We start from the raw sequence: 23,083 nt of genomic DNA, 5'->3' as shown, positions 1-23,083 counted from the left end.
CGACCAGCCACGACGGCGCCGCACCCGTACAAGCACAGGCACCACCCCCGACCCCCACCCCGGCGGAGCCAGCCCTCACCCCCGCCCGACAACCTTCCGCGGCAACCACACCCACATCAGCCCCGCCCCCAGGACCAACACCACACACCCCGTGCGGAACACCAGCGCGTACCCCTCCGTCAGCGCCTCCGGCGAGCTCCCCCCGCCGGTCCGCGCCGCGGCGATCGTCGCCATGACGGACAACCCGAGCGAACCCCCCATCGTCCGCGAGGTGTTGATCAGCCCCGACACCAGCCCCGCGTCCGCCGCGTCCGCCCCCGACGTCGCCACCGCGGCGAGCGGCGTCGCCGCGAGCCCGGCCCCGAGCATCATGAGCACGCCGGGGAGCATGATCGCCGTGAGATACGCCCCGTCGGCACGCATCGTGGACTGCCACGCGAACCCGGCCGCGGCCACCACCGTCCCGATCACCGCGACATTGCGCGCCCCCACGGCCGGCATGAACCTCGGCGCGGCCTTCGACCCCAGAATCACCGCGAGCGAGCTGGGCACGAGCGCGAGCCCGGCCTCCAGCGGCGTGTAGCCGAGCACGTTCTGCGCGTACAGCGTCATGAAGAACCACATGCAGAACATCGCCGAGCCGCACAGGAACATCGCCACGTTCGCCGAGGACACGGATCTCAGCCGGAACAGCTTCAGCGGCATCAGCGGCGCCTTCGTCCGCGCCTCGACGAGCAGGAAGAGCCCGATCAGTACGGCCCCGGCGGACAACGGGACCAGCGTCCCGGCGGACGCCCACCCCTCGGCCTCGGTCTGCACGATCCCGTAGGCGAGGGTCGCGAGGCCCGAGGTCACCAGTACGGCACCCGGCAGGTCGAGCCGGCGACCGCCGCCGACCCGGCTCTCACCGAGCCAGAGCAGGGCGCCGGTCAGCACCACGGCGCCGATGGGCACGTTGATCAGCAGGACCCATCGCCAGTTCAGGCCGTCGACCAGGAGGCCGCCGACGAGTCCGCCCGCCGCGCCGCCGCCTCCGCCGACCGCGGTCCAGGTCGCTATGGCCCGCGCGCGTGCGGCCCCCTCCGGGACGGCCGAGGTCAGGATCGTCAGCGTCGAGGGGGCGAGCACGGCCGCGCCGAGACCCTGCACGCCCCGGGCGGCCAGCAGCTGCCACTCCGCCTGCGCGAGACCGCCCGCCAGGGAGGCCAGGGTGAAGAGCGCCAGCCCGACCAGGAACATCCGCTTCCGCCCGTACAGGTCGCCGGCCCGGCCGCCGAGCAGCATGAAACCGGCGAAGGCGATCGTGTAGGCGTTGACGACCCACTGGAGTCCCGGTGCGCTCAGCCCGAGGTCGGACCGCATCGACGGCAGCGCCACATTGACGACGGACACGTCGAGGACGACGAGGAACTGGCCCGCGCAGGCCAGGGCGACCACCACCCAGGTGGGTGGCACGGGACGACGGGACACGGGTATCTCTGGGGCGGCGGGAAGCGTGGGCATGGAGGTCATGCTCGCAGGGCCCCTCTGCCCCGTACACCTCGCGTCGGAAACGCGGGGACGGAGACAGATGTAATGAGAAGGTCAAGAATTCGTTAGCGGCTCGAAGTATCGGAATAGTTGCCTGGGCGCACGGGGTTCACCCTGCACCTACTCTTCCCCGCTGTTCCCCCGCCTCTGGAGGCCGCACGCAATGACCCGTACAACGACGGACCCGCGCACGCGAAAGCCGGGCGGCGGCGGAATCGTCCCGGTACTGGCCTTCGCGGGCATCGTCGTCGCGGTGATGCAGACCCTGCTCGTGCCGGTCATCAAGGACCTGCCGGAGCTGCTGGGCACCTCCCCCGGCAACGCCACCTGGGTCATGACCTCCACCCTCCTCGCGGGCGCCGTGTCCACACCGATCATGGGCCGCCTCGGTGACCTCTACGGCAAGCGGCGCATGCTCATAGCCAGCCTCGCCGTGATGGTCGTGGGCTCACTCGTCGCCGGCTTCACCAGCGAACTGCTCGTGATGATCGTCGGCCGTGCCCTCCAGGGCTTCGCGATGGGCGCCATCCCGCTCGGCATCGGGCTGATGCGCGACGGACTGCCGCTGGAGAAGCTCGGCTCGGCGATGGCCCTGATGAGTTCCTCGATCGGCGTCGGCGGCGGACTGGCGCTGCCGGTCGCGGCCCTGGTGGCGCAGCACGCCGACTGGCACGCGCTGTTCTTCGCCTCGGCGGGTCTCGGTGTCCTCGCGATCCTGCTCACCCTGGTCTTCGTGCCCGAGTCCCCGATGCGGGCCCCCGGCACCTTCGACGTCCTCGGGGCGTTCGGCCTGTCCGCCGGTCTCGTCCTCTTCCTCCTGCCCATCACGAAGGGCGGTGACTGGGGCTGGACGTCCGGCACGACTCTCGGCCTGTTCGGCGCCTCGGCGACCGTCCTCCTCCTGTGGGGTGTGATGGAGCTGCGGATCAAGGCGCCGCTGGTGGACCTGCGCACCACGGCCCGGCCCGCGGTGCTCTTCACCAACCTCGCCTCGATCATGGTCGGTGTCGCCTTCTACGCCGTCTCCCTCGTCCTGCCCCAGCTGCTGCAGCTGCCCGCGTCGACCGGGTACGGCCTCGGCCAGTCCATGGTCGTGGCGGGGCTGTGCGTGGCGCCGCTCGGCCTGACGATGATGTTCACCGCGCCGGTGTACGCACGCCTCTCCGCCAGGTACGGGCCCAAGGTCACGCTGATGACCGGCATGCTGATCATCGCGATCGGGTACGGGGCCGGGCTCGGCCTCATGAGCGCCGCCTGGCAGACCGTCGTCATCGCGGTCGTGCTGGGTGCGGGTATCGGCCTCGCCTACTCCTCGCTGCCCGCGCTGATCATCGGCGCGGTGCCCGCGTCGGAGACCGGCGCGGCGAACGGCCTCAACACGTTGATGCGGTCGATCGGTACGTCCGTCTCCAGTGCCGTGATCGGCATGGTGCTGGCGAACACGGCGAACCAGGTGGGCGGGGTCGCCGTTCCCACGATGCACGGGTTCCGGGTGTCGTTCCTGATCGCCACGGGAGCGGTGCTGCTGGGGCTGGTGTTCGCGGCGTTCCTGCCGGGGCGGCGGGCGGCCGTCAAGGACCCGGCCAAGCCGCATCTGGTGGCGTCCAGTGAGGACGCGCCCGCTGCCGCCGGTCTCACGGGCCGGGGCGGCTTCCGTGGGCGTGTGCTCGACGCGGACGGGGTGGCCGTGGGCCGGGCCAAGGTGACGCTGATCGATCGGCGGGGGCGGCAGGCGGGGGCGACGCTGTCCGCCTCCGACGGGGGGTACGAGTTGGCCGTTCCCGGTGAGGGGGCGTATGTACTGGCCGTCACGGCGGGTGGGCGTGCGCCGCTCGCTTCGGGGGCGAGTCATCCCGGTGGGGTGCGGGTGGTCGAGGTGGACCTGGGGCTTCCCGGGGCCGCGGTTCTCGCGTAGCGGGCCTCGGACGGCGTGTGCGGGTGCGTTGTGGCTGGTCGCGCAGTTCCCCGCGCCCCTGAAAGATTGCGCCGTTCCCCGCGCCCCTGAAAGACAAAGACTGCGGCGTTCCCCGCGTCCCTTTTGGGGCGGCCCGTGGGGGAGCATGGCGGGGACGTGTGTGCGTATCTTTTGGAGGAATGTCATGGCCGTGGCGCCCGCGCCCTTGATTCTTGACGCGTTCGAGGGGGCCAAGGGGTTCATGCCCGTGGGGGAAGGGCTCGCCCTGTATGCGGCCGCTGTCGAGGCGGGTCGGCTGGGGCTGCCCCTGCTTGAGGTCGGTACCTACTGCGGGCGGTCCACCGTTCTGCTCGCCGGTGCGGCGAGGGAGGCCGGGGTCACGGCCGTCACCGTCGACCATCACCGGGGCAGCGAGGAGCAGCAGCCCGGGTGGGAGTACCACGACCCGTCCACGGTCGACCCGGAACTCGGGCTCATGGACACCCTCCCGGCCTTCCGCCGTACGCTCCACCGGGCCGGTCTGGAGGAGCACGTGGTCGCCGTCGTCGGGCGGTCGCCGCAGGTCGCGGCCTTCTGGAACTCCCCCCTCGGTCTCGTCTTCATCGACGGCGGCCACACCGACGAGCACGCGACCGGCGACTACGAGGGCTGGGCACCCCATGTGGCCGAGGGCGGGCTGCTGCTCATCCACGACGTGTTCCCGGACCCGGTGGACGAGTTCACCGGGCAGGCGCCGTACCGCCTGTACCTGCGGGCGCTGGAGTCCGGCGCGTTCACCGAGGTGTCGGTGACCGACTCCCTGCGGGTGCTGCGGCGTACCGGCGAGGGAATCTGAAGGGCGACGGGGGAAGCTGCCGGGCGGTGCGACCCGGGCGACCCGGCCGCCCCTCCTCCCCGGCACGCGGCCCGGCCGACCCGTAAGGTGTTGGCCGTGTCATACGTAGGCCCGGACTTCGAACCCCCTCGCCCCCCGCGCCACCCCCTGCGCGGACCCCTGACCGTCGCCGTCGCCGCGCTCGTGCCCGGTGCGCTGGTGGGCTGGCTGGTGTGGCAGGCGGTGGGGGACGACGACGGGGACGGTTCCGCCGCGCGGGCCCCGGCCTCGGCGAGCCGTTCCGCCTCCCCGGGCACCCCGGACGACGGCAAGGAGCGGCCGGACGGCGGCACGGGCACCGGCACCGGTCAGTCCGGCGGCGGCGAGGAGCCCGGTACGTCACCGTCCGCCACGGCCTCCGCACCCGCGGCCTCCGGCCCTCTCAAGGGCAGGGTCGTCGTCGTCGACCCCGGTCACAATCCCGGTAACTTCCGGCACCCGTCCGACATCAACCGCAAGGTGGACATCGGCACGAACCGGAAGGAGTGCGACACCACCGGCACGGCCACCAACAGCGGTTACACGGAAGCCGAGTTCACCCTCGACGTGTCGCGCCGGCTGCGCACCATCCTGGAGAAGCAGGGCGCCACGGTGAAGTTCACCCAGGACGGCGGCCGTGCCTGGGGGCCGTGCGTGGACGAGCGGGCCGAGATCGGCAACAAGGCCGGCGCGGACGCCGTCGTGTCGATCCACGCGGACGGTTCCGCGGCCGGCAACCGCGGCTTCCATGTGATCCTGCCCGGTGTGGTGCACTCCGGCGCCGCCGACACCCGGCCCATCGTGGCCTCCTCCCGCGCTCTGGGCGAACGCGTCGCCGGCGGCTTCCTGCGCACCACCGGCACCCCGCCCTCCAACTACATCGGCGGCGGAACCGGTATCGACGTGCGCAAAGACCTCGGCGGTCTCAATCTGTCAACGGTTCCCAAGGTGTTCATCGAGTGCGGCAACATGCGCGACAGCAAGGACTCCGCGCAGCTGACCAGTGGTGCCTGGCGGCAGAAGGCGGCGCAGGGGATCTCTGAGGGAATCGTGAGTTTCCTGCGCGGGTAGTGATCAGTGGGTCCATCGGGGCGGACACCCGTGCGGGGCGGACGATAGTGTCCTCCCTACGATGAGGGGCCACCCCCGCGCATAACACCGCGGCCTCACGGGGACATGGTGACAGCGACGCCTCCACCGACGACGAGACGACTGACGAAGGACCTGAAGTGAATATCCGCTCCCTCACTCGAGGCGACGGCGTGGTGATCGGAGCAGCGGTACTGCTGTTGATCGCGTCGTTCCTCGACATCTATTCGATCGAAGGGGCCGGCGACAGCGCCGACATCCCGAACGCCTGGGGCAGTGGCCCAGTTCTCCTGAGTGTCACGCTGGCCGGCATCATCGGCGCCGCGCTGATCGTCGTCGCCCGCGGTCTGCCGCAGGTGCCGAAGGTCGCCGGTCTCGACCTGGGCCAGTTCGGCATCGCCTTCACGGTGTTCGCCGCCTGGAGCGCGCTCGGGAACATCTTCGACCCGGCCGGCGGCTTCGACAACAACGGCGGGATCGACACCATCGGTGCCGGCACCGGCCTCATCCTCAGCCTCATCGCCGCCCTGGTCCTCGCCGGAGCCGCGGTCGCCACGCCCCTCGTCCCGGCTCTCAAGGGCGCGCTCCTCCCCGCCCCCAAGCCCGCCGCGCCCCAGCCCTACGGCGCGCAGCCGCAGGGTGGTTACGGCTACCCCGGTGCCCAGCAGCCGGGTCCGTCCTTCGGTGGCCAGCCCCAGCAGGGCCCGCCGTTCGGCGCCCAGCCGGGTCAGCCCCAGCAGCCGCAGCAGGCTCCGCAGGCGCAGCAGCCCGCCGGGGAGTTCTCCCCGTTCTGGTTCGCGGTGCCGGTGGCGCGTCCGCTGTTCTCGGAGGACGGTTCACCGACGCCGATCGCCGAACTGGCGCCGGGTACCTGGTACCTGGCCGTCGAGCAGCGCGGCCCGAGCCTGGTGGCCCAGACGCAGGACGGCCGCCGCGGTGTGCTCCAGGACACGTCCGGGATCCAGCGGGGCTGACCCCGCCACCGCCGGTCCCGTCACGGCCCTCCGCCCCAGGAGCTCTTCGGAGCTCTTCCGGGCGGGGGGCCGTTCCCGTACAGTCGGCCCGGCAATCCGTCGTCTGACGTGCCGTCAGGAGTGCTGTATGCGGCTCGGACTCGCCCTCGGTTACTGGGGTCGCGGCCCTTCCGCGGACCACGTGTCCCTCGCGCTGGAGGCGGAGCGGCTCGGCTACGACTCGGTGTGGACCGCCGAGTCCTGGGGGTCCGACGCCTTCACCCCGCTGACCTGGATCGCCGCACGGACCTCAAGGATCAAACTGGGTACGGCGGTTGCGCAGATGGCGGCCCGCTCCCCGACGACGACCGCGATGCACGCGCTCACCCTGGACCACCTCTCCGGCGGGCGCGTGCTGCTCGGGCTCGGGCTGTCGGGGCCGCAGGTCGTCGAGGGCTGGTACGGGCGCCCGTTCCCGAAGTCACCGCTCACGGCGACCCGGGAGTACGTCGACGTCGTACGCCAGGTGCTGCGGCGCGAGGGGCCCGTCGAGTTGGCGGGGCGCTTCCACTCGCACCCGTACCGGGGGGCGGACGGCACGGGACTCGGCAAGGCCCTCAAGCCGATCACGCATCCGCTGCGGTCCGGACTGCCCGTGCTGCTGGGGGCCGAGGGGCCGAAGAACATCGAGCAGACGACGCGGATCGCCGACGGCTGGCTGCCGCTGTACTGGTCGCCGATGCGGACGGATGTGTACGAGGTGTCTCTGGGCGCGGCGCCCGAGGGTTTCCTCGTGGCTCCCCTGGTCCGGGCGAAGGTCTGTGCGGACGTCTCCGAGGGGCTGCTGGCCGTGAAGGCGATGCTCGGCTTCTACATCGGCGGTATGGGGCATGCGGCGCGCAACTTCCATGCCGATCTGATGGGGCGGATGGGGTTCGCGGAGGAGGCGCGGCGGATTCAGGAGCTGTTTCTGGCGGGGCGGCGGGAGGAGGCGGTGGCGGCCGTGCCGGATGCGTTCGCCGACGAGATCTCTCTCGTCGGGCCGCGGGGACGGATCGCCGAGCGGTTGGAGCTGTGGCGGAAGGGGCCGGTGACCGACCTGCTGGTGCTGTCACCTGACGCCCACACGCTGCACACGCTGGCGTCCCTGACCTGACCCCCACGGGCCTGCCACCGCCGTGGCTGGTCGCGCAGTTCCCCGCGCCCCTAGGGAGGCGGGGCCACCCTGCGCTGCCGGGTGCGGCACCATCGTGGCCGCCCGCGCAGTTCCCCGCGCCCCTGGAAAGCGGGGGCGCCGCCGTGCGCTGCCGGGTGCGGCACCATCGTGGCCGCCCGCGCAGTTCCCCGCGCCCCTGGGGAGTGGGGGCCACTGTGTGTTGTCGGGTGTCGGGTCGTCGTGGCTGAGCGCGCAGTTCCCCGCGCCCCTTCGGGCCCGCCGCAGCCGAAGCGCCCCGAAAGGGGCGCGGGGAACTGCGCGACAAGCCACAACGCACCCGCAGCCAACCCACCGACGGAGACCACCGCCCCTCCAGGGGCGCGGGGAACTGCGCGACGAGCCACGGCGTGCCCGCGGCCGGACCTGGGCAGGGTGGGGTCAGCGGAAGATGGCTATGGGTTCGAGGGTTACCTCGCGTGTGTCCTCCCGCCACCCCGTCATCTTCCCCAGGCAGCGCGCCTGGAACGACCCCGCGCCAAGACGGTCGTTGCGCAGCCCCCCGGCCGCACACGTCACCCGGACGTGCGCCACCCGCGCCGGATCACCGTAAGGCGCCCGCAGCACGACCTCCTCACCCGTCTCCGACTCCACGACGAAGCGGCCACGCACCGAGACGAACTCCTCGATGTCGCTGAGCGCGACACCCGACCGCCCGCCGTCGGGACCGAGCGCGTCGGCGAGCGCGCGGTTCGGGACGACGTCCCCGGACCGCAGGTCGGCGTGGACGATGACGTCGGCCCGCTCGAACGCGTCCATCAGCATCCCGATGACGGAGATCGGCTCGCTCTTCTGCACATAGCTGCTGAACCGTTCCTGTGAGACGTCCCGGTTGGCCTTGACGGTCCACGGCAGCAGCCTGCCCCACAGACCCACACTGGTGGCGACGTTGGTGCGGTGCTCGACGGCCTGTTCCAGGGCCGCGCTGTAGTTGCCGAGCCGGTAGAGGTCCATCACCGACTTCTCGTCCAGGTAGAAGCAGACGCTGTACGCGGACCGCAGCCCGACGGCCCGCCGCCTGCGTTCCCGGACGTGCCGCACCAGCACGGCACCGAGTGTCACGAGCCCGGCGGCGGTGACGAGCCACACCGTCATCCACGGCCACCACACACCCCACCACTGCGCGTCAACGACAGCCACGGATCTCCTTGAACGCCTCGGAAAGGGACGAGCCCCGCGCGTCCACCATGCGCCCGCCGGTCTCCGCGGCGGCCCGCCGCAGCGCCCCGGCGTCGGCGTCACCGAAGTGCACGGGGTAGGCGTGGACCGAGGCGCGGACCCCGGCGGCCCGCGCCTCGTGCCGGCGTACGAACTCCTCGTACGTGATGCCCGCGTTGTTCTCGCCGTCCGTCATCAGCACGATGGACACGTCCCGCCCGGGTTCGTCGGCCACCACGGACGAGGCGGTGCGGTAACCGTGGTCGAGCGCGGTCCAGACGGCGGTCGCGTCGCCGTAACCGCCGCTCGCGACGACGTCGGCGAGGGCCGTGAGGTCCCGCCGCCCCCGGACGGTGACGGTCCGCTCCTCCAGGACCCGCCCGCCGAACCGTACGACGGTCAGCCGCTCGCCCTGGTGGAAGCGCGCGAAGGCGCCCGTCGCCGAGGAGTCCGCGCCGCTGAGGTCGGCGAAGGCCCTCCGCAGTTCCGCCATGCGTTCGCCGCGCATCGAGCCGGAGAAGTCGAGCAGGAAGATGACCTGGTCCGCGATCCGCCGCGCCGGGTCGCCGTAGTCGTCCAGCAGGCGCCGCAGCACGCCCGGCCGGTCGGGGAAGTACAGCGCGTTGCCGACCGGCGCGCGCAGCTGTCCTTCCCGGGCGACCGAGGGGTTCACCGGGCGCCGCTGCGCCGTCCGCATGATCTTCCGCTGTACGGAGTCCCGCCGCAGCCACCGCACGACCTTGTCGTACGCGGCCCGCCGGTCCGGGTCGAGCAGGAGCAGCGGGAAGTCGGCGAGGACCGTGCCGTCCTGCGGGCGCACGATCTCCAGCTTCTCCTTCAGCCGGCCGCCGGAGTTGAGGGCGAGCAGGTCGGACTCGTAGGTGATGAGCGCGTTCGCCGTGCCGGGGCGGGCGACGAAGTCCGCCAGCAGGTCCCGGGTGGAGGCCGCGGTGAGGCCCTGCCCCGAACGGAAGCCGCGCAGGCGGTCGCAGGAGACGTCTTTCTCCCGCAGGGCTCCGCCGGTTCCGGCGGCGGCGGTGGCGACGCCGACGAGTGCGGCGAGGCCGGTGCCGGTCTGCCGGGGGTCGGCCATGCCGAAGCGCACGGTCCCGGTGGCGGCGGCGTCCGCGATGTCGGCCCAGGTGAGCCGTGGGCCGCCGGACTCGGCGCGCAGCGCGCGGGCCGCCTCCGGGCGCAGTCCGACGACGACCGGCGAGAGCATGGTCGGGGTACGCGCCATCCCCCGGGCGGCGTCCTGGTGGTGCAGCCGGAAGGAGCGGTCGGTGGAGAGCCAGGCCAGCTCGTACCGGCCGCCGCCGCCCTGCACTCCGTCGCTCTGTCCTCCGTCGCTCTGTCCTCCGCCGTTCCGCCCGGCCCCGGTGAGTGCCTCCCCCGTGTCGGCGTCGGCCCGGTAGTCCATCGCGAGTTCGACCCCGGTCTCGGACCTCAACTCGTCCAGGAGCGGCTCCAGTACGGCAAGGTCGGGGCCGGCCAGGACCCGCAGGGTGGTGCGGTCCTCGTCGTCGCCGGAGCAGGCGGCCGTGGCCAGGGTGAGGCCGAGGCACAGCGCGAGAACGCCCAGCGGGCGCCTCACCTGGCGTCCTTCCGCGCCGGCGGGCACTCTCCGACGGCCTGGATCATCCGTTCCAGGAGGGGCAGGCGCGGGAGGACCGCCTTGGTGTCGTTGCCCGAGGTGACCGGGACCTGGATTCCGCGGCCGGTCAGGAAGGCGGCCAGCTGGTCGCTGGTCGAGTCACTGGTGGCATCCCGTACGCGAAAGCCCAGCTCCATCGCCTTCTGCTGGAGTTCGGGGTCCTTCGTGACCAGTTCGCCGAGCCGTTCGCCGTCGTCGGTGAGGGCGACGAGCTGGGGTTCGGTGACGAACCGGGTCGAGGGGTAGAGCAGGACGCGCCCGCGGTCCGGCTTGCCGTGCCTGGCCTGGTACCGGATCTGGTGGGCCAGGAACTGGTGCTCGTAGATCACCGAGATCGGAGCGATGCTCTTGCCGTCCACGGACAGGTAGGTCTCGGCGCGCTCGGAGCCCGGCAGGCCCTGTTCGTTGAGCAGGTTCTTGATGTCGTCGGCGTATGTGTCGGCCTCCTTGGCGTTGCGCGGGGCGTTGTTGCGGTGCCACACGAAGGAGACGAGGCCGAGGTAGGTGCCGCCCGAGTTGGATTCGCAGACGTCGGAGGTCTGGGCGAGGACCTTGTTGCCGTTCAGCGCGCCGTGGCGTTCGAGGTGGAGGTCGTTCCACCGTTTCCCCTCGTGGGTCTGCCGCAGGAACTTCTCCATGTCGAGCCGGTAGTAGAGCGGATCGGTGGCATCACCGCTGCCTCCGGTGGCACCGCCGGGCTGCGGATGGGCGATGCCCTCGTCCTCCAGCGTCCGCGCGTACTCGCGGTAGGTGGCGAGGACGATGGGGCTGACGAAGGGCCGGTAGGTGAGCACGGGGCGCCCGGCCCTGGCCCGCGCGCTGGTGATCAGGTCCGCGGCCGGCTGTCCCGAGGGGAAGACGACGTCGTACCCCGCCACGTCCTGGGTGGCGATGTCCCGGGATCCCATGCGGGTGATGTTCAGCCGGAAGCCGTGCTCCAGGAGGATGCGCCGTACCTCGGGGTCCTCGAAGAAGTCCCGCTTGGAGGCCATCTTCGCCTCGATGGTGACGATCCGGTCGAGCGGCAGCGTCAGGTGCCCGGAGGCCAGGAGCAGGACGAGGCCGATGACGGGGACGGGCAGCGTGAGGGCCAGCGTGCGGCGCAGCCGGCTCCGGACGGGACGGCCGACGGCCAGCCGGGGCTCCTCCGCGGGAGAACCGGCGGGTCCTCCCGGTCCGGCGGTCCTGACGGGCCCGTCAGGACGGACGGGGTGGGCGGGTCGGGCAGGTCTCGCGGATCTGGCGGATCGATCGGCTCTGTTCGCGGGCACCGGCGTCTCCCCCTGCTGTGGGGCAGGATCATCGATCACCACTCTTACCGCAGAACGAACTCGCAGGAAACGGCAGTTGAACAGGGACTGTGGCGAGGGCGGCGTCAAGTGACAGGTTTCATACGGGGTTCAAGGGTCATCCGCATGACATGTCCCCTCGATATCGCAACGGTTCGAATCAAGCCGGCACGGTCGTCGCGGTCGTTGCCGACATCATGGCCGCCATTCTCGGTCTCTGGATCCTGATGTACCTGCTGGACGCCAACCAGGGCAATTCCTTCGTCCAGTTCATCCATGACGCCGCACGCTGGCTCGCCGGCTGGTCGCACGACCTGTTCACGTTCGACGAGCAGTGGGCACGGGTCGTCGCGGGCTACGGTCTCGCGGCCGTCGTCTACCTCTTCATCGGACACGCGATCGCCAATCGCGTGGCACGGCACTGAGCCGCGCACCTCACTGAATCCCGCACGTCACTGAGTCCCGCGCGCCCCTGAGTCCCTACCGGCAGCAGTCCGGGTCCAGTCCCAGCGGCAGGCGGTCGCCGCCGAAGACCGCGCAGGTCGCCTCGTCGCCGCCCAGTGCGGCGACGGCGAGGAGCAGGGAGCCCGCCGTCCACGAGGTGAGCTCCTCGGGCCAGACGGCCCCCGAGTCGAAGACGTGACCGGTCCAGTAGAGGCCCGTCGCCGGGTCCCGCAGGTGCTGGATCGACTGCAGGATCTCCAGGGCACGGTCGGACTCGCCCACCACCCACAGGGCCAGGGCGAGTTCGGCCGATTCGCCGCCCGTCACCCACGGGTTGGGCACCACGCACCGCACGCCGAGCCCCGGGACCACGAACCGGTCCCAGTCCCGCTCGATGCGTTCCTTCGCCTCCGCGCCGGTCAGGGCGCCGCCGAGGACGGGGTAGTACCAGTCCATCGAGTAGCGGTCCTTGTCGAGGAACCGCTCCGGGTGCCGGCGGATCGCGTGGCGCAGCGCGCCCACCGCCAGCTCCCAGTCCGGCTGCGGCTCCTCACGCTCCTCCGCGATGGCCAGGGCGCAGCGCAGCGCGTGGTGGACGGACGAACTCCCGGTCAGCAGCGCGTCCTCGACGGCCGTGCCGTCGTCCTCGCGCTTCCAGCCGATCTGCCCGCCGGGCCGCTGGAGTGCGAGCACGAACTCGACCGCGGCGAACACCGAGGGCCACATCCGGTCCAGGAAGGTGTCGTCGCCGGTCGCCAGGTAGTGGTGCCACACGCCGACGGCGATGTACGCGCAGAAGTTGGTCTCGCGGCCGCGGTCGGTGACGTCGGCGGCGTCGCCGTCGGCGTAGGCCGCGTACCAGGAGCCGTCCTCGTTCTGGTGCCGGGCCAGCCACTCGTACGCCCGGGCGGCGGCCTCGTGTTCGCCGGCCGCGTCCAGGGCCATGGCGGCCTCGGTGTGGTCCCAGGGGTCGAGGTGGTGCCCGCGGAACCACGGGATGGCGCCGTCCGCGCGCTGCACGGCCAGGATGCCCTGGACGGTCTGCGCGGCCTGTTCCGCGGTGAGCACCCCTGCCAGGACGAGGTGCTCGGTACGCGGAGTCGTCACGAAACGTCCGTCTGGGCCGCGTCGCCTGCACCGAGGGCCGCCGCGGGCAGATGCGGCTTGGTCGCGTACGCCACGAAGCTCTTGCCGATCAGCGGGTTCAGCGCCTGTTCGGCGACCCGGGTCGCGAGGGGCTTCTTCATGATGTCCCAGACGAGGAGCTTGTGGTACGCCCGCACCGGCAGCGCCTTGTCGTTGTCGACGCCGAACGCGCACTTCAGCCACCAGTAGGGGCTGTGCAGCGCGTGGGCGTGATGCGTGCCGTACGGCCGCAGGCCCGCCTCGCGGATCTTGCCGAGCAGCTCGTCCGCCTTGTAGATGCGGATGTGGCCGCCCTCGACCTCGTGGTACGCGTCCGACAGCGACCAGCAGACCTTCTCGGGTCCGTAGCGCGGGACGGTGATCGCTATGCGGCCGCCCGGCCGCAGCACGCGGACCATCTCGGCGAGTACGCCCTTGTCGTCCGGGATGTGCTCCATCACCTCGGAGATGATGACGACGTCGAACGACTCGTCGGGGAAGGGCAGCCGCAGCGCGTCGCCCTCCATCGCGGTGGCGGTGGCGCCCTCCGGGGCCTCGCCCGCCTCCTTCATCGCGGCGAACCACTTGGCGACCTCGCGGATCTCCTCGCCGTTCTGGTCCAGCGCGACGACCTGGGCGCCGCGCCGGTAGCACTCGAACGCGTGGCGTCCCGCCCCGCACCCGAGATCCAGCACACGATCCCCCGGGGCGAGCGGGAACCGGGAGAAGTCAACGGTCAGCACGAGGTCCTGCTTTCGCGGTGAGGGGTGTCCACGGGGGCGGCGGGGGCCGCCGTGTTCATGGGGGTGGTGGGCGCCGCGGGCCCGGGGGTGACGGAGGCCGGGTCCGTCTCCCGGGTGGGGGTGGAGCGGCCGGGACGCGGGGAGGCGGGGCGGGCCGCGGCACGGCGCCGGGCCTTGTCCGTGGCACGCCCGGCGTCGGCGATCGCCTCGCGGTAGCGGGCCACCGTGCCCTCCGCCGCGCGGGCCCACGTGAACCGTTCCAGGACGCGGGCGCGTCCGGCCGAGCCGAGCCGCGCCCGCAGGCCGGGGTCGCCCAGCAGCCTGCTCAGCCCGGCGGCCAGCGAACCCGCGTCGCCGGGCGGCACGGCCAGGCAGGTCTCGCCGTCGGGGCCGGCCACCTCGGGGATGGCTCCGCCGGTGGTGGCCACCAGCGGCGTACCCGTCGCCATCGCCTCGGCGGCGGGCAGCGAGAAGCCCTCGTACAGGGAGGGGACACAGGCGACTTCGGCGGACCGGACGAGGTCGACGAGCTCCGCGTCCGAGATGCCTTTCACGAACTCGACGGCGCCCTCCAGCCCGTACCGCTCGATGAGCTGGGCCACCGGCCCGTCCTCGGCGCGCCGGCCGACGACGACGAGGTGCGCCGCGGGGTGCTCGGTACGGACCTTGGCGAGGGCCTCCACGAGGAAGACGAGGCCCTTGAGGGGGACGTCCGCGCTGGACGTGGTGACGATCCGCCCCGGCACCTTCGGCACGGACGGATCGGGCGAGAAGAGGTCGGCGTCGGCGCCGATGTGCACGACGTGGATCCGCTCGTCCCGCACCCCGAGGTGGTCGACGATCTCCTGGCGGGACGTGCCGGAGACGGTGAGCACGGACGGCAGCCGGCGCGCGACCCGCTTCTGCATGCGCGTGAACGCGTACCAGCGGCGCACGGACATCCGTTTGCGGCGGCTCCCGGCGGCGTCCAGCTCCAACTGCCGGTCCACGGTGATGGGGTGGTGGATGGTGGTGACCAGCGGGGCGCCCACGTCGCCCAACAGCCCGTATCCGAGTGTCTGGTTGTCGTGCACGACGTCGAAGTCGCCGCGCCGGTCCCGCAGGTGACGGCGGGCGCGCAGCGAGAACGTCAGCGGCTCGGGAAAACCGCCGGTCCACATCGTGCCGACCTCGACGGCGTCGATCCAGTCGCGGAACTCGTCGCGCCGGGGGGTGCGAAAGGGGTCGGGGCTGCGGTACAGGTCGAGGCTGGGCAGCTCGGTGAGGGAGAGCCCGCCGAGGTCCTCGCCCTCGTCCAGCACCGGATAGGGCTGCGAGCCGATCACCTCGACCTGGTGGCCCAGCCGGGCGAGCTCGCGCGAGAGGTGCCGTACGTAGACACCCTGGCCGCCGCAGAACGGGTTCCCCTTGTAGGTGAGGAGCGCGATGCGCAGCGGTCGGTCGGCGTCGGCGGCCGAGCCCGCACGGAGGCCCGCCTCCATGGCCTCATGGGTCACTCTCGGCCCCCTTCTTGCAGCACTTTCCCGCGAGATTACTTCGGGACGGTAATCTAGAACAAGTTTCAGACTTGATCGTCCAGGGAGCATTGAATCTACCGGCAGGTAGTCGTCCTGTGAGCGGTGGATCGGGTGATTCACGCCACGGCCACGCTCTACGCTGCTCTCGCCCCACCTGCCGTCACCACCCCTGTTGCCCCTGCCGCCTCCACCACCCCTACCCGCCCTCTGCTGTACGAACGTCACGGAACGGGATCCATGCCTGCGGAAGCAAAGACTGCGGCGAAGGCCGCGCAGCCGCCCGTACGGGCCGCGCAGCCGGTCATTCCCCCGCTCACCGAGCGCCAGGAGGCGCGTCGCCGGCGCATCCTGCACGCGAGCGCGCAGCTGGCGAGCCGGGGCGGCTTCGACGCGGTCCAGATGCGGGAGGTGGCGGAGTCCTCGCAGGTCGCGCTGGGCACGCTCTACCGCTACTTCCCGTCCAAGGTGCATCTGCTGGTCGCGACCATGCAGGACCAGCTGGCCCATATGCACGGGACGCTCCGCAAGAAGCCGCCGGCGGGCGACACGGCGGCGGAGCGGGTGGCGGAGACCCTGATGCGGGCCTTCCGCGCCCTTCAGCGGGAGCCGCATCTCGCCGACGCGATGGTCCGGGCGCTCACGTTCGCCGACCGCAGTGTCAGCCCGGAGGTCGACCAGGTCTCCCGGCTGACCACGGTGATCATCCTCGACGCCATGGGTCTCGACGATCCCACCCCCGCGCAGCTCTCCGCCGTCCGCGTCATCGAGCACACCTGGCACTCCGCCCTGATCACCTGGCTCTCCGGCCGCGCCTCGATCGCCCAGGTCAAGATCGACATTGAGACGGTCTGCCGCCTGATCGACCTGACGTCACCGGAGGACTGAACGACGCGCCCCGCGAGGGGCGCGGGGAACCGCGCGCCCAGCCCCCACGGCCCGGCACCCGACAGAACAACCGCCCTCCTCACTCCTCCGGAGGAAACACCGTCTCCCCGCTGCCCAGCAGGGTGAGGGAGATCGCCTCCACCGGACACCCCTCCGCCGCGCCGAGGATCTTCTCGGTGGCGTCCGTCTCGGGCTCGACGGGGTGGGACTGCATGGCGGGGTCGAGGCGGAAGGCGCCCGGGGCGAGGTGGGTGCACTGGGCGGAGCCGATGCACAGGGAGCGGTCGACCTCGACGTGCCAGCGGTCGCCCATCCCTATGCCTCCCAGCCGGCCGGCAGGTGGATCATCTTGTGCTCCAGGAACTCGCCGTACCCCTCGGGGCCGAACTCGCGGCCGAGTCCGGAGTTCTTGTAGCCGCCGAACGGGCCGAGCATGTCGAGGCTGAAGGTGTTGACGGAGTACGTGCCGGTGCGGACCCGGCGCGCCACGTCGATGCCGCGGGCCACGTCGGCCGTCCAGACGCTGCCGCTCAGGCCGTACTCGGAGTCGTTGGCGATCTTCACGGCCTCCTCCTCGTCACCGTACGGGAGCAGGCAGATCACGGGCCCGAAGATCTCCTCGCGGGCGATCCGCATGGAGTTGTCGACGCCGCCGAAGAGTGTCGGCTCGACGTACCAGCCGCGGTCCGGTCCTGACGGGCGGCCACCGCCGGCGAGGATCTTGGCGCCCTCCTCCTGGCCGATGCGGATGTAGTCGAGGTTGCGCTGCTGCTGCCGCCGCGCGACCAGGGGGCCGACCTGGGTCGCGGGGTCCAGCGGGTCGCCCACCACCAGCGCGTCGGCCGCCGCCGCGAACGCCTCCGCGAACTCGTCGTAGCGCGAGCGCGGCAGCAGGATGCGGGTCTGGGCCACGCACGCCTGGCCGTTGTTCATCCAGGCCGCCGAGACGATGTCCGGCACGGAGGTGGCGAGGTCCGCGTCCGGCAGGACCACGGCGGCGGACTTGCCGCCCAGTTCCAGGGTCACGCGGGTGAGGTTGCGCGAGGCGACCTCCATGACGCGCCGGCCGGCCGCGACCGACCCGGTGAAGGACACCTTGTCGATCCCGGGGTGCCCGACGAGGTACTCACTGACCTCGCGGTCCGCCGGCAGGATGGACAGGACGCCCTCCGGCAGCCCGGCCTCCTGCGTGATCTCGCCGAGGATGTACGCGTCCAGGGGCGACTCGGGCGACGGCTTGAGCACGACCGTGCAGCCGGTCAGCAGCGCGGGGGCGAGCTTGGCCGCGGCCACGAACTGTGGCACGTTCCACGGGACGACGGCCGCCACGACCCCCACCGGTTCACGCCGGACGAGGATGCGTCCGAGCACCCCGTCGCGGCTCTCCTCGTAAGGGAAGTCCCGTGCGACCGTGATCGCCGCGTCCCACACCATCATCGCGCCGAGCGCCTGCGCGAGGACGCTCCAGGAGTAGGGGGAGCCGTTCTCGGAGGAGATGACCCGGGCGATCTCCTCGTGCCGTACGGCGATCGCGTCCTTGATGCGGGTGACCACCCCGATGCGCTCGTCCAGGGACATCCGCGGCCAGGGCCCCTCGTCGAAGGCGGTGCGCGCCACGGCGACGGCCCGGTCGACGTCCTCCCGCGCGGCGTGCGGCACCCGGCCGATGACCTCCTCGGTGTGCGGGGAGACCACCTCGATGACGTCCCGGCCGCTGGGAGCGGTCAGCTCCCCGCCGATGAACAGCTGTCCGTGTTCCACGAGTTCGGTCATGACCGACTGCCTCTCCGGGGACGGTACCCGTTCCTGACGGTGCATCAGACACTGAGACTGATACCAGTTCCACCTGGAGGAGTCCACGGAGCGCACAGCGCTCGGGGACTACGCGCACTTCCGATGGAACCCGTTCTAGTTATAGTGGCGGGAAGCCGGCGACAGGGGAGCCATGCCACAGGTGACCGACCACGGCGGGGGCGTACGGTCCGTCGCCGTCCCCATCCCGGACAACCCCCTCGGCAGCACGCTCGTGTACGTCGTGGACACCGACCGCGGACCGGTGCTGGTCGACACGGGCTGGGACGACCCGGCGTCCTGGGACGCGCTCACCGAAGGACTGGTGGCGTGCGGGACGGCCGTCGCGGAGATCCACGGCGTGGTGATCACCCACCACCACCCGGACCACCACGGACTGTCGGCCAGGGTGCGCGAGGCGTCGGGCGCGTGGGTGGCCATGCACGCCGCCGACATCTCCGTCGTACGCCGCACCCGCGAGACGGAGCCGGGGCGCTGGCTCGCGTACATGGCGGACAAACTGACCGCGGCGGGGGCGCCCGAGGAACACGTGGCGCCACTGCGCACCGCCCGCCGCTCCCGCCTCCCCGGCTTCTCCCCCGCGCTCCCCGACCGGGAGATCGTCCCCGGCGAGCTCCTCGACCTCGCCGGCCGGCGGCTGCGCGCGATCTGGACCCCCGGCCACACCCCCGGCCATGTCTGCCTCCACCTGGAGGAGGTCCACCCGGGCCGGCTGCCGGGCAACGGCCGCCTGTTCTCCGGCGATCACCTGCTGCCGAGGATCACCCCGCACATCGGGCTCTACGAGGACCCGGACGACGACACCGTCCCCGATCCGCTCGGCGACTACCTCGACTCCCTGGAACGGATCGGGAGCCTCGGACCGGCCGAGGTGCTCCCGGCGCACCTGCACCCCTTCACCGACGCGCCGTCCCGCGTACGGGAGTTGCTCGGCCATCACGAGGAACGCCTCACCGGCCTCCTCTCCCTCCTCGGCACCCCGCGCACCGTGTGGCAGGTCGCCGAGCGCATGGAGTGGAACCGCCCCTGGGCCGACATCCCGTACGGCTCCCGGAACATCGCGGTCTCGGAGGCGGAGGCCCACCTGCGCCGTCTGGTGAAACTGGGCCACGCGGAGACGGTGCCGGGCAGCGATCCGGTGACGTACACGGCCGTCTGACGGTGCGTCGGGCGGAGGGTGCCCGGGTCAGGGGCAGGGGACGTCCTCCACCGCGTAGGCGATCCCCCGCTCGTACGACATGGCCAGGCCCTTCGCGTACGCCTTCGCGTACGCCTGCTCGCCGATCCTCCGGCGGACCAGGCGTTCCCGGTCCCGCCGGGCGGCCATCAGGTCGGGCGAGTGCATCTGGGCGCTGCCGAGGCGTTCCCACAGGCGCTGGCCGATGGCGAGGAGGCAGGCCGCGCGGTGCCCGTCGCCGCTCTCCACGACCGCGGAGGCCAGTACGTCGAGGGTGAGGGCGACTCCGAGCGTGCTGTTCAGCGCCGAGTGCCCGACGACGGCCGTCCGGGCGTTGCGCACCGCCGCCGCGCAGTCGCCCTCGGCCAGGTCGGCCTGGGCGACGAAGCAGTCCGCGAAGGCGCCCGCCCAGGACTCCCCGTGCCGCACGCTCTCCTCGCGCACCTCGTCGGCGACCGCCCGGGCGCGTACGGAGTCGCCGAGCAGCAGGTGGCCGAGGGAGAGAGCGAGCCGCACCTGGAGCTGTGCGGACCCCAGCCAGTCGTCGCGGACCGGGAGCGTGTCCGCCTCCCGGAGCACCGCCAGCGCTTCGACGAGCCGTCCCCGCAGGAGCAGATGCCCGCCGGTGACGTACGCGGCGGCGACGACGGCGACGGGGTCCCGCTGCTCCTCGGACGCCGCCGTGCACACCGCCGCCCAGCGTTCGGCGCTGTCCAGGTCGCCCTGCAGCAGGGCGACCGCGGCCCTCGTCCACAGGGCCCGTACGAGGTCGGGGCCGGGCTCCGGATCGACGGTGAGCACCTGGTCGAGGCAGTGCTGCGCGTCCCGCAGGTAGCCGCAGTGGCGCCACAGGAAACCTATGTCGGCCGCCGTGCGCAGGGCGGTGGCTCCGTCGCGTTCGGACAGCGCGCAGTCGATGGCGGCGCGGAGGTTGGCGTGTTCGGCGATCATGCGCTCGCACCACAGCACCTGGCGGCCGGTGTTCCACTCCGTGCAGCCGCGGCGGGCGAGGTGGCGGTAGTGGTCGAGGTGGCGCAGCCGCAGGGTCCGCTCCTCGCCGAGGGCGCGCAGCCAGTCGCCGCCGAACTCGCGGACGCTGTCCAGGAGGTGGAAGCGTTCTCGTGCCCCGCTGCCGCCGGTGCCTCCGTCCGCGGGGTGGCGCCGCACGATCGACTGCTCGACGAGCCGTTCGAGCAGGGCCGCGGTCCGTTCGGCGGGCAGCGGGCCGCCGGAGCAGACGTCCTCGACCGCGGACAGGTCGAAACCGCCGCTGAAGACCGACAGCCTCGCCCACAGCAGTCTCTCCAGGGGCGCGCACAGTTCATGGCTCCAGCCGATGGCGGTCCGCAGGGTGCGGTGCCGCAGCGGGCCCTCGCCGGGGCCAGCCGTGAGCAGGTCCAGCGGGGACGGCAGCCGCTCGCCGAGCCGCTCGTCCAGTGCGGCGAGGGAGAGCTCGCAGAGACGGGCCGCGGCGAGTTCGATGGCGAGGGGGATCCCGTCCAGCCGGCGGCAGACGGCGGCGACCGTGCCGGTGGTCGCCTCGTCGAGCACGAAGCCGGGGCACGCGTCGCCGGCCCGCTGGGCGAACAGGTCGAGAGCGTCACCGGTGCCCTGCCGCGGGGGCGCCGCGTCGGTGCTGTCCCGCACCGGCAGCGGAGCCACCTCAAGTCGGTGTTCGGACGGCACGCCGAGGTGTTCCCGGGTGGTGGCCAGGAACCGCAGGCCGGGCGCGGCGGGCAGCAGGACGCGGACCAGGCCGGCGCAGTCGGGGAGCACGTGTTCGCAGGAGTCGAGGACGATCAGCGCCTCCTTGTCCGCCAGCCACTCGGCGAGCACCTCGGTCACCGGGGAGGTCGACTGGTCGGCGAGCCGCAGCGCCTCCATGACGGCGAAGCCCACCAGTCCCCGGCCCTGCAGCGGCGAGAGCTCGACGAACCAGACGCCGTCCGGGTACCGGTGCCGGGCGCGGCGGGCGGCGCGCAGGGCGAGCCGGGTCTTGCCGACGCCGCCGGTCCCGACGAGCGTCACCAGACGCTCGTGCCCCCGGGCCGGATCCAGGAGTGCGCCGAGCCGGGCCAGTTCGTGCGGCCTGCCGACGAAACTCCGTGTCTCCGGCGGCAGATTCCCCGGCCGCGCGTCGGCCGCCCCGTTCTCCGGCACGCGAAGCCCCTCCCCGTACGGCACAAGAGCGAGCCCAGAGGGACTCCATAGGGGTCAGTGTGACGCCCTCGGCGGACCGCCTCGCACCGCTCGTCCGAGCCGGACACGAACTCGGTCCTCGCCTGCCATTTACGGGCACATTGTGACGAGATGTGGTCAACACCCCGTCGGTGCGGTTGCGGAGGGAGATATTCAGAGACCGTCGTGCGGCGGAATCGGGTACGTCCGCACCGGCGCCCGCAGGCGCGGACACCGACGTCCTCGCCCATGCCCGTGCCCGGCCCACGCGATGCCCGACACCGATACCGAAGCGATGCCGATGCGAATGCGGATGTGGATGCGACTCGACGGCCGGCGACAGCTCCACGGGGGGCTCTCCGAGACGCGTTACCTCGCGCCCTCGGCCGTCGGGGTGCTCGTCGCCGGCCCCGCCCTGCTGCTGGACCGCGTCCCGCCCGCCGTCACGCTGTCGCAGCTGCTGCTCGGCTGCGCCCTCACCGTGCACACCGTGCGGCAGCGCGACCGGCTCGCCACACGGCTCGCGGAGGTGCGTGAGGTGGTCCGGGTCACCCAGGAAGCCTTTGTCCGGCCGGTCTCCCGCAGCTTCGCGGGCACGCATGTCTCCACCCGCTGCCACAGCGCCGTACGCGAGTCGCTGCTCGGCGGAGACCTGTACGACATCGCGGTGACCCCGTTCGGGCTGCGGATCATCGTCGGGGACGTGCGCGGACACGGACTGGAGGCCGTCCGGCTGACCGCCGAGACCGTGGCGGGATTCCGTGAACTCGCCCACACCGTCCCGGACCTGCCCGCCGTCGCCACCGGCCTGGACGAACGCCTCGCGCCGGACCTGGGCGCGGAGGACTTCGTCACCGCGCTCCTCGCCGAGTTCGCGCCGGGCGAGGTCCGCCTGGTCAACTGCGGCCACCCCGCGCCCCTGCGCGCCGGCCAGCGCGTCGAACTCCTCGAACCGGGCGTCACCACCGTCCCGCTGGGGCTGCGTCCCGACCCGCGCCAGTACCGCGTACGCCTCCAGCCGGGCGACCGTCTCCTCCTGTACACCGACGGCCTCACCGAGGCCCGTGGCCCCGACGGCACGTTCTTCCCCTTTCTCGCCGAGGCGGCCCACGCCCTGCGCGACCCCCTCCCCGACGAGGCCCTCGACATCCTGTACTCCCGGCTCCTCGCCCACACGGGCGCCTCGCCCGTCGACGACCTCGCCCTCGTCCTGTGCCAGCCCACCCGGGCCACGGTCCCCGCACCGCACCCGGCCCGCCGAAACGGCTAGGCCGCCCCAGCGGCGCGGGCTGCGCGGGCGGCCCTCAGGGGTGTCGCTACGGGCCGGTACAGTGAGCAGGTCGTCATCACACCCGTACGGGGGGAAGCCGGTGCAAATCCGGCGCTGACCCGCAGCCGTGTGCCGCCCCGCTCCTGACGGGCGGCGAGCCGGAATGCCCCGTACGGACCGTGACCGGCTCGCGTCACCGGTACCGCCAGTGACCGGCACCGTCGAGGCATACGGAGCCGAGCCGCCCGGGGCTCCGGGCTGCCCGGCTCCTCCTCCCG

General features: G+C 72.3%; 19 protein-coding genes and 1 riboswitch. Of the genes, 9 read left to right on the top strand and 10 right to left on the bottom strand.

The annotated features are described in order from the left end of the window. Nucleotides 1-75 precede the first annotated feature (75 nt). Nucleotides 76-1,512: a DHA2 family efflux MFS transporter permease subunit gene (locus ACFYXC_RS03265; RefSeq protein WP_389546270.1), complete on the bottom strand. Its 1,437-nt coding sequence runs from the start codon at nucleotides 1,510-1,512 to the stop codon at nucleotides 76-78. Nucleotides 1,513-1,693: 181 nt separating this feature from the next. Between ACFYXC_RS03265 and ACFYXC_RS03260 the strand changes: the two genes are divergently transcribed. The 5 genes from ACFYXC_RS03260 to ACFYXC_RS03240 all read left to right on the top strand — a co-directional run bounded on the left by ACFYXC_RS03260 (nucleotide 1,694) and on the right by ACFYXC_RS03240 (nucleotide 7,496). Continuing rightward, nucleotides 1,694-3,445, top strand: a complete 1,752-nt coding sequence (locus ACFYXC_RS03260; RefSeq protein ID WP_389546267.1) for an MFS transporter — start codon at nucleotides 1,694-1,696, stop codon at nucleotides 3,443-3,445. Nucleotides 3,446-3,629: 184 nt separating this feature from the next. After that, complete coding sequence (locus ACFYXC_RS03255; protein ID WP_389546265.1) at nucleotides 3,630-4,280, top strand: class I SAM-dependent methyltransferase; 651 nt, start codon at nucleotides 3,630-3,632, stop codon at nucleotides 4,278-4,280. A 96-nt stretch (nucleotides 4,281-4,376) separates the two neighbouring features. Next, nucleotides 4,377-5,369, top strand: a complete 993-nt coding sequence (locus ACFYXC_RS03250) for an N-acetylmuramoyl-L-alanine amidase (protein WP_389546262.1) — start codon at nucleotides 4,377-4,379, stop codon at nucleotides 5,367-5,369. Between the two features lie 158 nt (nucleotides 5,370-5,527). Beyond that, nucleotides 5,528-6,361, top strand: coding sequence for a hypothetical protein (locus tag ACFYXC_RS03245; protein ID WP_388908420.1), 834 nt, complete (start codon nucleotides 5,528-5,530; stop codon nucleotides 6,359-6,361). A 127-nt stretch (nucleotides 6,362-6,488) separates the two neighbouring features. After that, a complete protein-coding gene (locus ACFYXC_RS03240) occupies nucleotides 6,489-7,496 on the top strand; it encodes an LLM class F420-dependent oxidoreductase (RefSeq protein WP_389546259.1) in 1,008 nt (335 codons plus the stop codon). Between the two features lie 438 nt (nucleotides 7,497-7,934). Here ACFYXC_RS03240 and ACFYXC_RS03235 read toward each other — a convergent pair whose 3' ends face one another. The 3 genes from ACFYXC_RS03235 to ACFYXC_RS03225 are packed head-to-tail and all read right to left on the bottom strand — an operon-like array spanning nucleotide 7,935 to nucleotide 11,636. After that, nucleotides 7,935-8,693, bottom strand: coding sequence for a hypothetical protein (locus ACFYXC_RS03235; protein ID WP_388908424.1), 759 nt, complete (start codon nucleotides 8,691-8,693; stop codon nucleotides 7,935-7,937). Then, on the bottom strand, nucleotides 8,680-10,305 hold the full coding sequence (locus ACFYXC_RS03230) for a substrate-binding domain-containing protein (protein WP_389546256.1): 1,626 nt from the start codon (nucleotides 10,303-10,305) through the stop codon (nucleotides 8,680-8,682). The genes ACFYXC_RS03235 and ACFYXC_RS03230 overlap by 14 nt, the downstream gene beginning before the upstream one ends. Then, complete coding sequence (locus ACFYXC_RS03225; protein WP_388908428.1) at nucleotides 10,302-11,636, bottom strand: hypothetical protein; 1,335 nt, start codon at nucleotides 11,634-11,636, stop codon at nucleotides 10,302-10,304. The genes ACFYXC_RS03230 and ACFYXC_RS03225 overlap by 4 nt, the downstream gene beginning before the upstream one ends. 149 nt (nucleotides 11,637-11,785) lie before the next feature. On the opposite strand from ACFYXC_RS03225, the gene ACFYXC_RS03220 reads away from it, so the two are divergent. Next, complete coding sequence (locus ACFYXC_RS03220) at nucleotides 11,786-12,079, top strand: hypothetical protein (RefSeq protein ID WP_388908430.1); 294 nt, start codon at nucleotides 11,786-11,788, stop codon at nucleotides 12,077-12,079. A 55-nt stretch (nucleotides 12,080-12,134) separates the two neighbouring features. On the opposite strand, the gene ACFYXC_RS03215 is transcribed toward ACFYXC_RS03220, so the two are convergent. From ACFYXC_RS03215 to ACFYXC_RS03205, 3 genes are read right to left on the bottom strand one after another with little or no spacing between them, the layout of a single operon-like run. Continuing rightward, nucleotides 12,135-13,205: a prenyltransferase gene (locus ACFYXC_RS03215; protein WP_388908432.1), complete on the bottom strand. Its 1,071-nt coding sequence runs from the start codon at nucleotides 13,203-13,205 to the stop codon at nucleotides 12,135-12,137. Then, a complete protein-coding gene (locus tag ACFYXC_RS03210; protein WP_389546252.1) occupies nucleotides 13,202-13,966 on the bottom strand; it encodes a class I SAM-dependent methyltransferase in 765 nt (254 codons plus the stop codon). Before ACFYXC_RS03210 ends, ACFYXC_RS03215 begins: the two co-directional genes overlap by 4 nt. After that, the gene (locus ACFYXC_RS03205; RefSeq protein ID WP_389546250.1) at nucleotides 13,960-15,462 is read right to left on the bottom strand and encodes a glycosyltransferase family 4 protein; all 1,503 of its coding nucleotides are present in this window, start codon (nucleotides 15,460-15,462) and stop codon (nucleotides 13,960-13,962) included. Before ACFYXC_RS03205 ends, ACFYXC_RS03210 begins: the two co-directional genes overlap by 7 nt. 258 nt (nucleotides 15,463-15,720) lie before the next feature. Here ACFYXC_RS03205 and ACFYXC_RS03200 point away from each other — a divergent pair, with 258 nt between their 5' ends. Next, the gene (locus ACFYXC_RS03200) at nucleotides 15,721-16,368 is read left to right on the top strand and encodes a TetR family transcriptional regulator (RefSeq protein WP_388908438.1); all 648 of its coding nucleotides are present in this window, start codon (nucleotides 15,721-15,723) and stop codon (nucleotides 16,366-16,368) included. A gap of 79 nt (nucleotides 16,369-16,447) precedes the next feature. Here ACFYXC_RS03200 and ACFYXC_RS03195 read toward each other — a convergent pair whose 3' ends face one another. Further along, a complete protein-coding gene (locus ACFYXC_RS03195; protein ID WP_388908440.1) occupies nucleotides 16,448-16,681 on the bottom strand; it encodes a ferredoxin in 234 nt (77 codons plus the stop codon). Nucleotides 16,682-16,683: 2 nt separating this feature from the next. After that, complete coding sequence (locus ACFYXC_RS03190) at nucleotides 16,684-18,141, bottom strand: aldehyde dehydrogenase (protein ID WP_389546247.1); 1,458 nt, start codon at nucleotides 18,139-18,141, stop codon at nucleotides 16,684-16,686. 172 nt (nucleotides 18,142-18,313) lie between these two features. Here ACFYXC_RS03190 and ACFYXC_RS03185 point away from each other — a divergent pair, with 172 nt between their 5' ends. After that, on the top strand, nucleotides 18,314-19,339 hold the full coding sequence (locus ACFYXC_RS03185; RefSeq protein WP_389546244.1) for an MBL fold metallo-hydrolase: 1,026 nt from the start codon (nucleotides 18,314-18,316) through the stop codon (nucleotides 19,337-19,339). A 27-nt stretch (nucleotides 19,340-19,366) separates the two neighbouring features. Here the strand turns inward: ACFYXC_RS03185 and ACFYXC_RS03180 are convergent, their stop codons facing one another. Next, nucleotides 19,367-21,517: an ATP-binding protein gene (locus ACFYXC_RS03180; protein WP_389546241.1), complete on the bottom strand. Its 2,151-nt coding sequence runs from the start codon at nucleotides 21,515-21,517 to the stop codon at nucleotides 19,367-19,369. A 313-nt stretch (nucleotides 21,518-21,830) separates the two neighbouring features. Here ACFYXC_RS03180 and ACFYXC_RS03175 point away from each other — a divergent pair, with 313 nt between their 5' ends. After that, nucleotides 21,831-22,805, top strand: a complete 975-nt coding sequence (locus tag ACFYXC_RS03175; RefSeq protein WP_388908448.1) for a PP2C family protein-serine/threonine phosphatase — start codon at nucleotides 21,831-21,833, stop codon at nucleotides 22,803-22,805. Nucleotides 22,806-22,895: 90 nt separating this feature from the next. Further along, a riboswitch (cobalamin riboswitch) is annotated at nucleotides 22,896-22,974 on the top strand. Nucleotides 22,975-23,083 lie beyond the last annotated feature (109 nt).

The organism is Streptomyces sp. NPDC002701, assembly GCF_042889045.1.
Lineage (GTDB): Bacteria > Actinomycetota > Actinomycetes > Streptomycetales > Streptomycetaceae > Streptomyces.
This window is presented reverse-complemented; position numbering and strand designations above follow the sequence as displayed.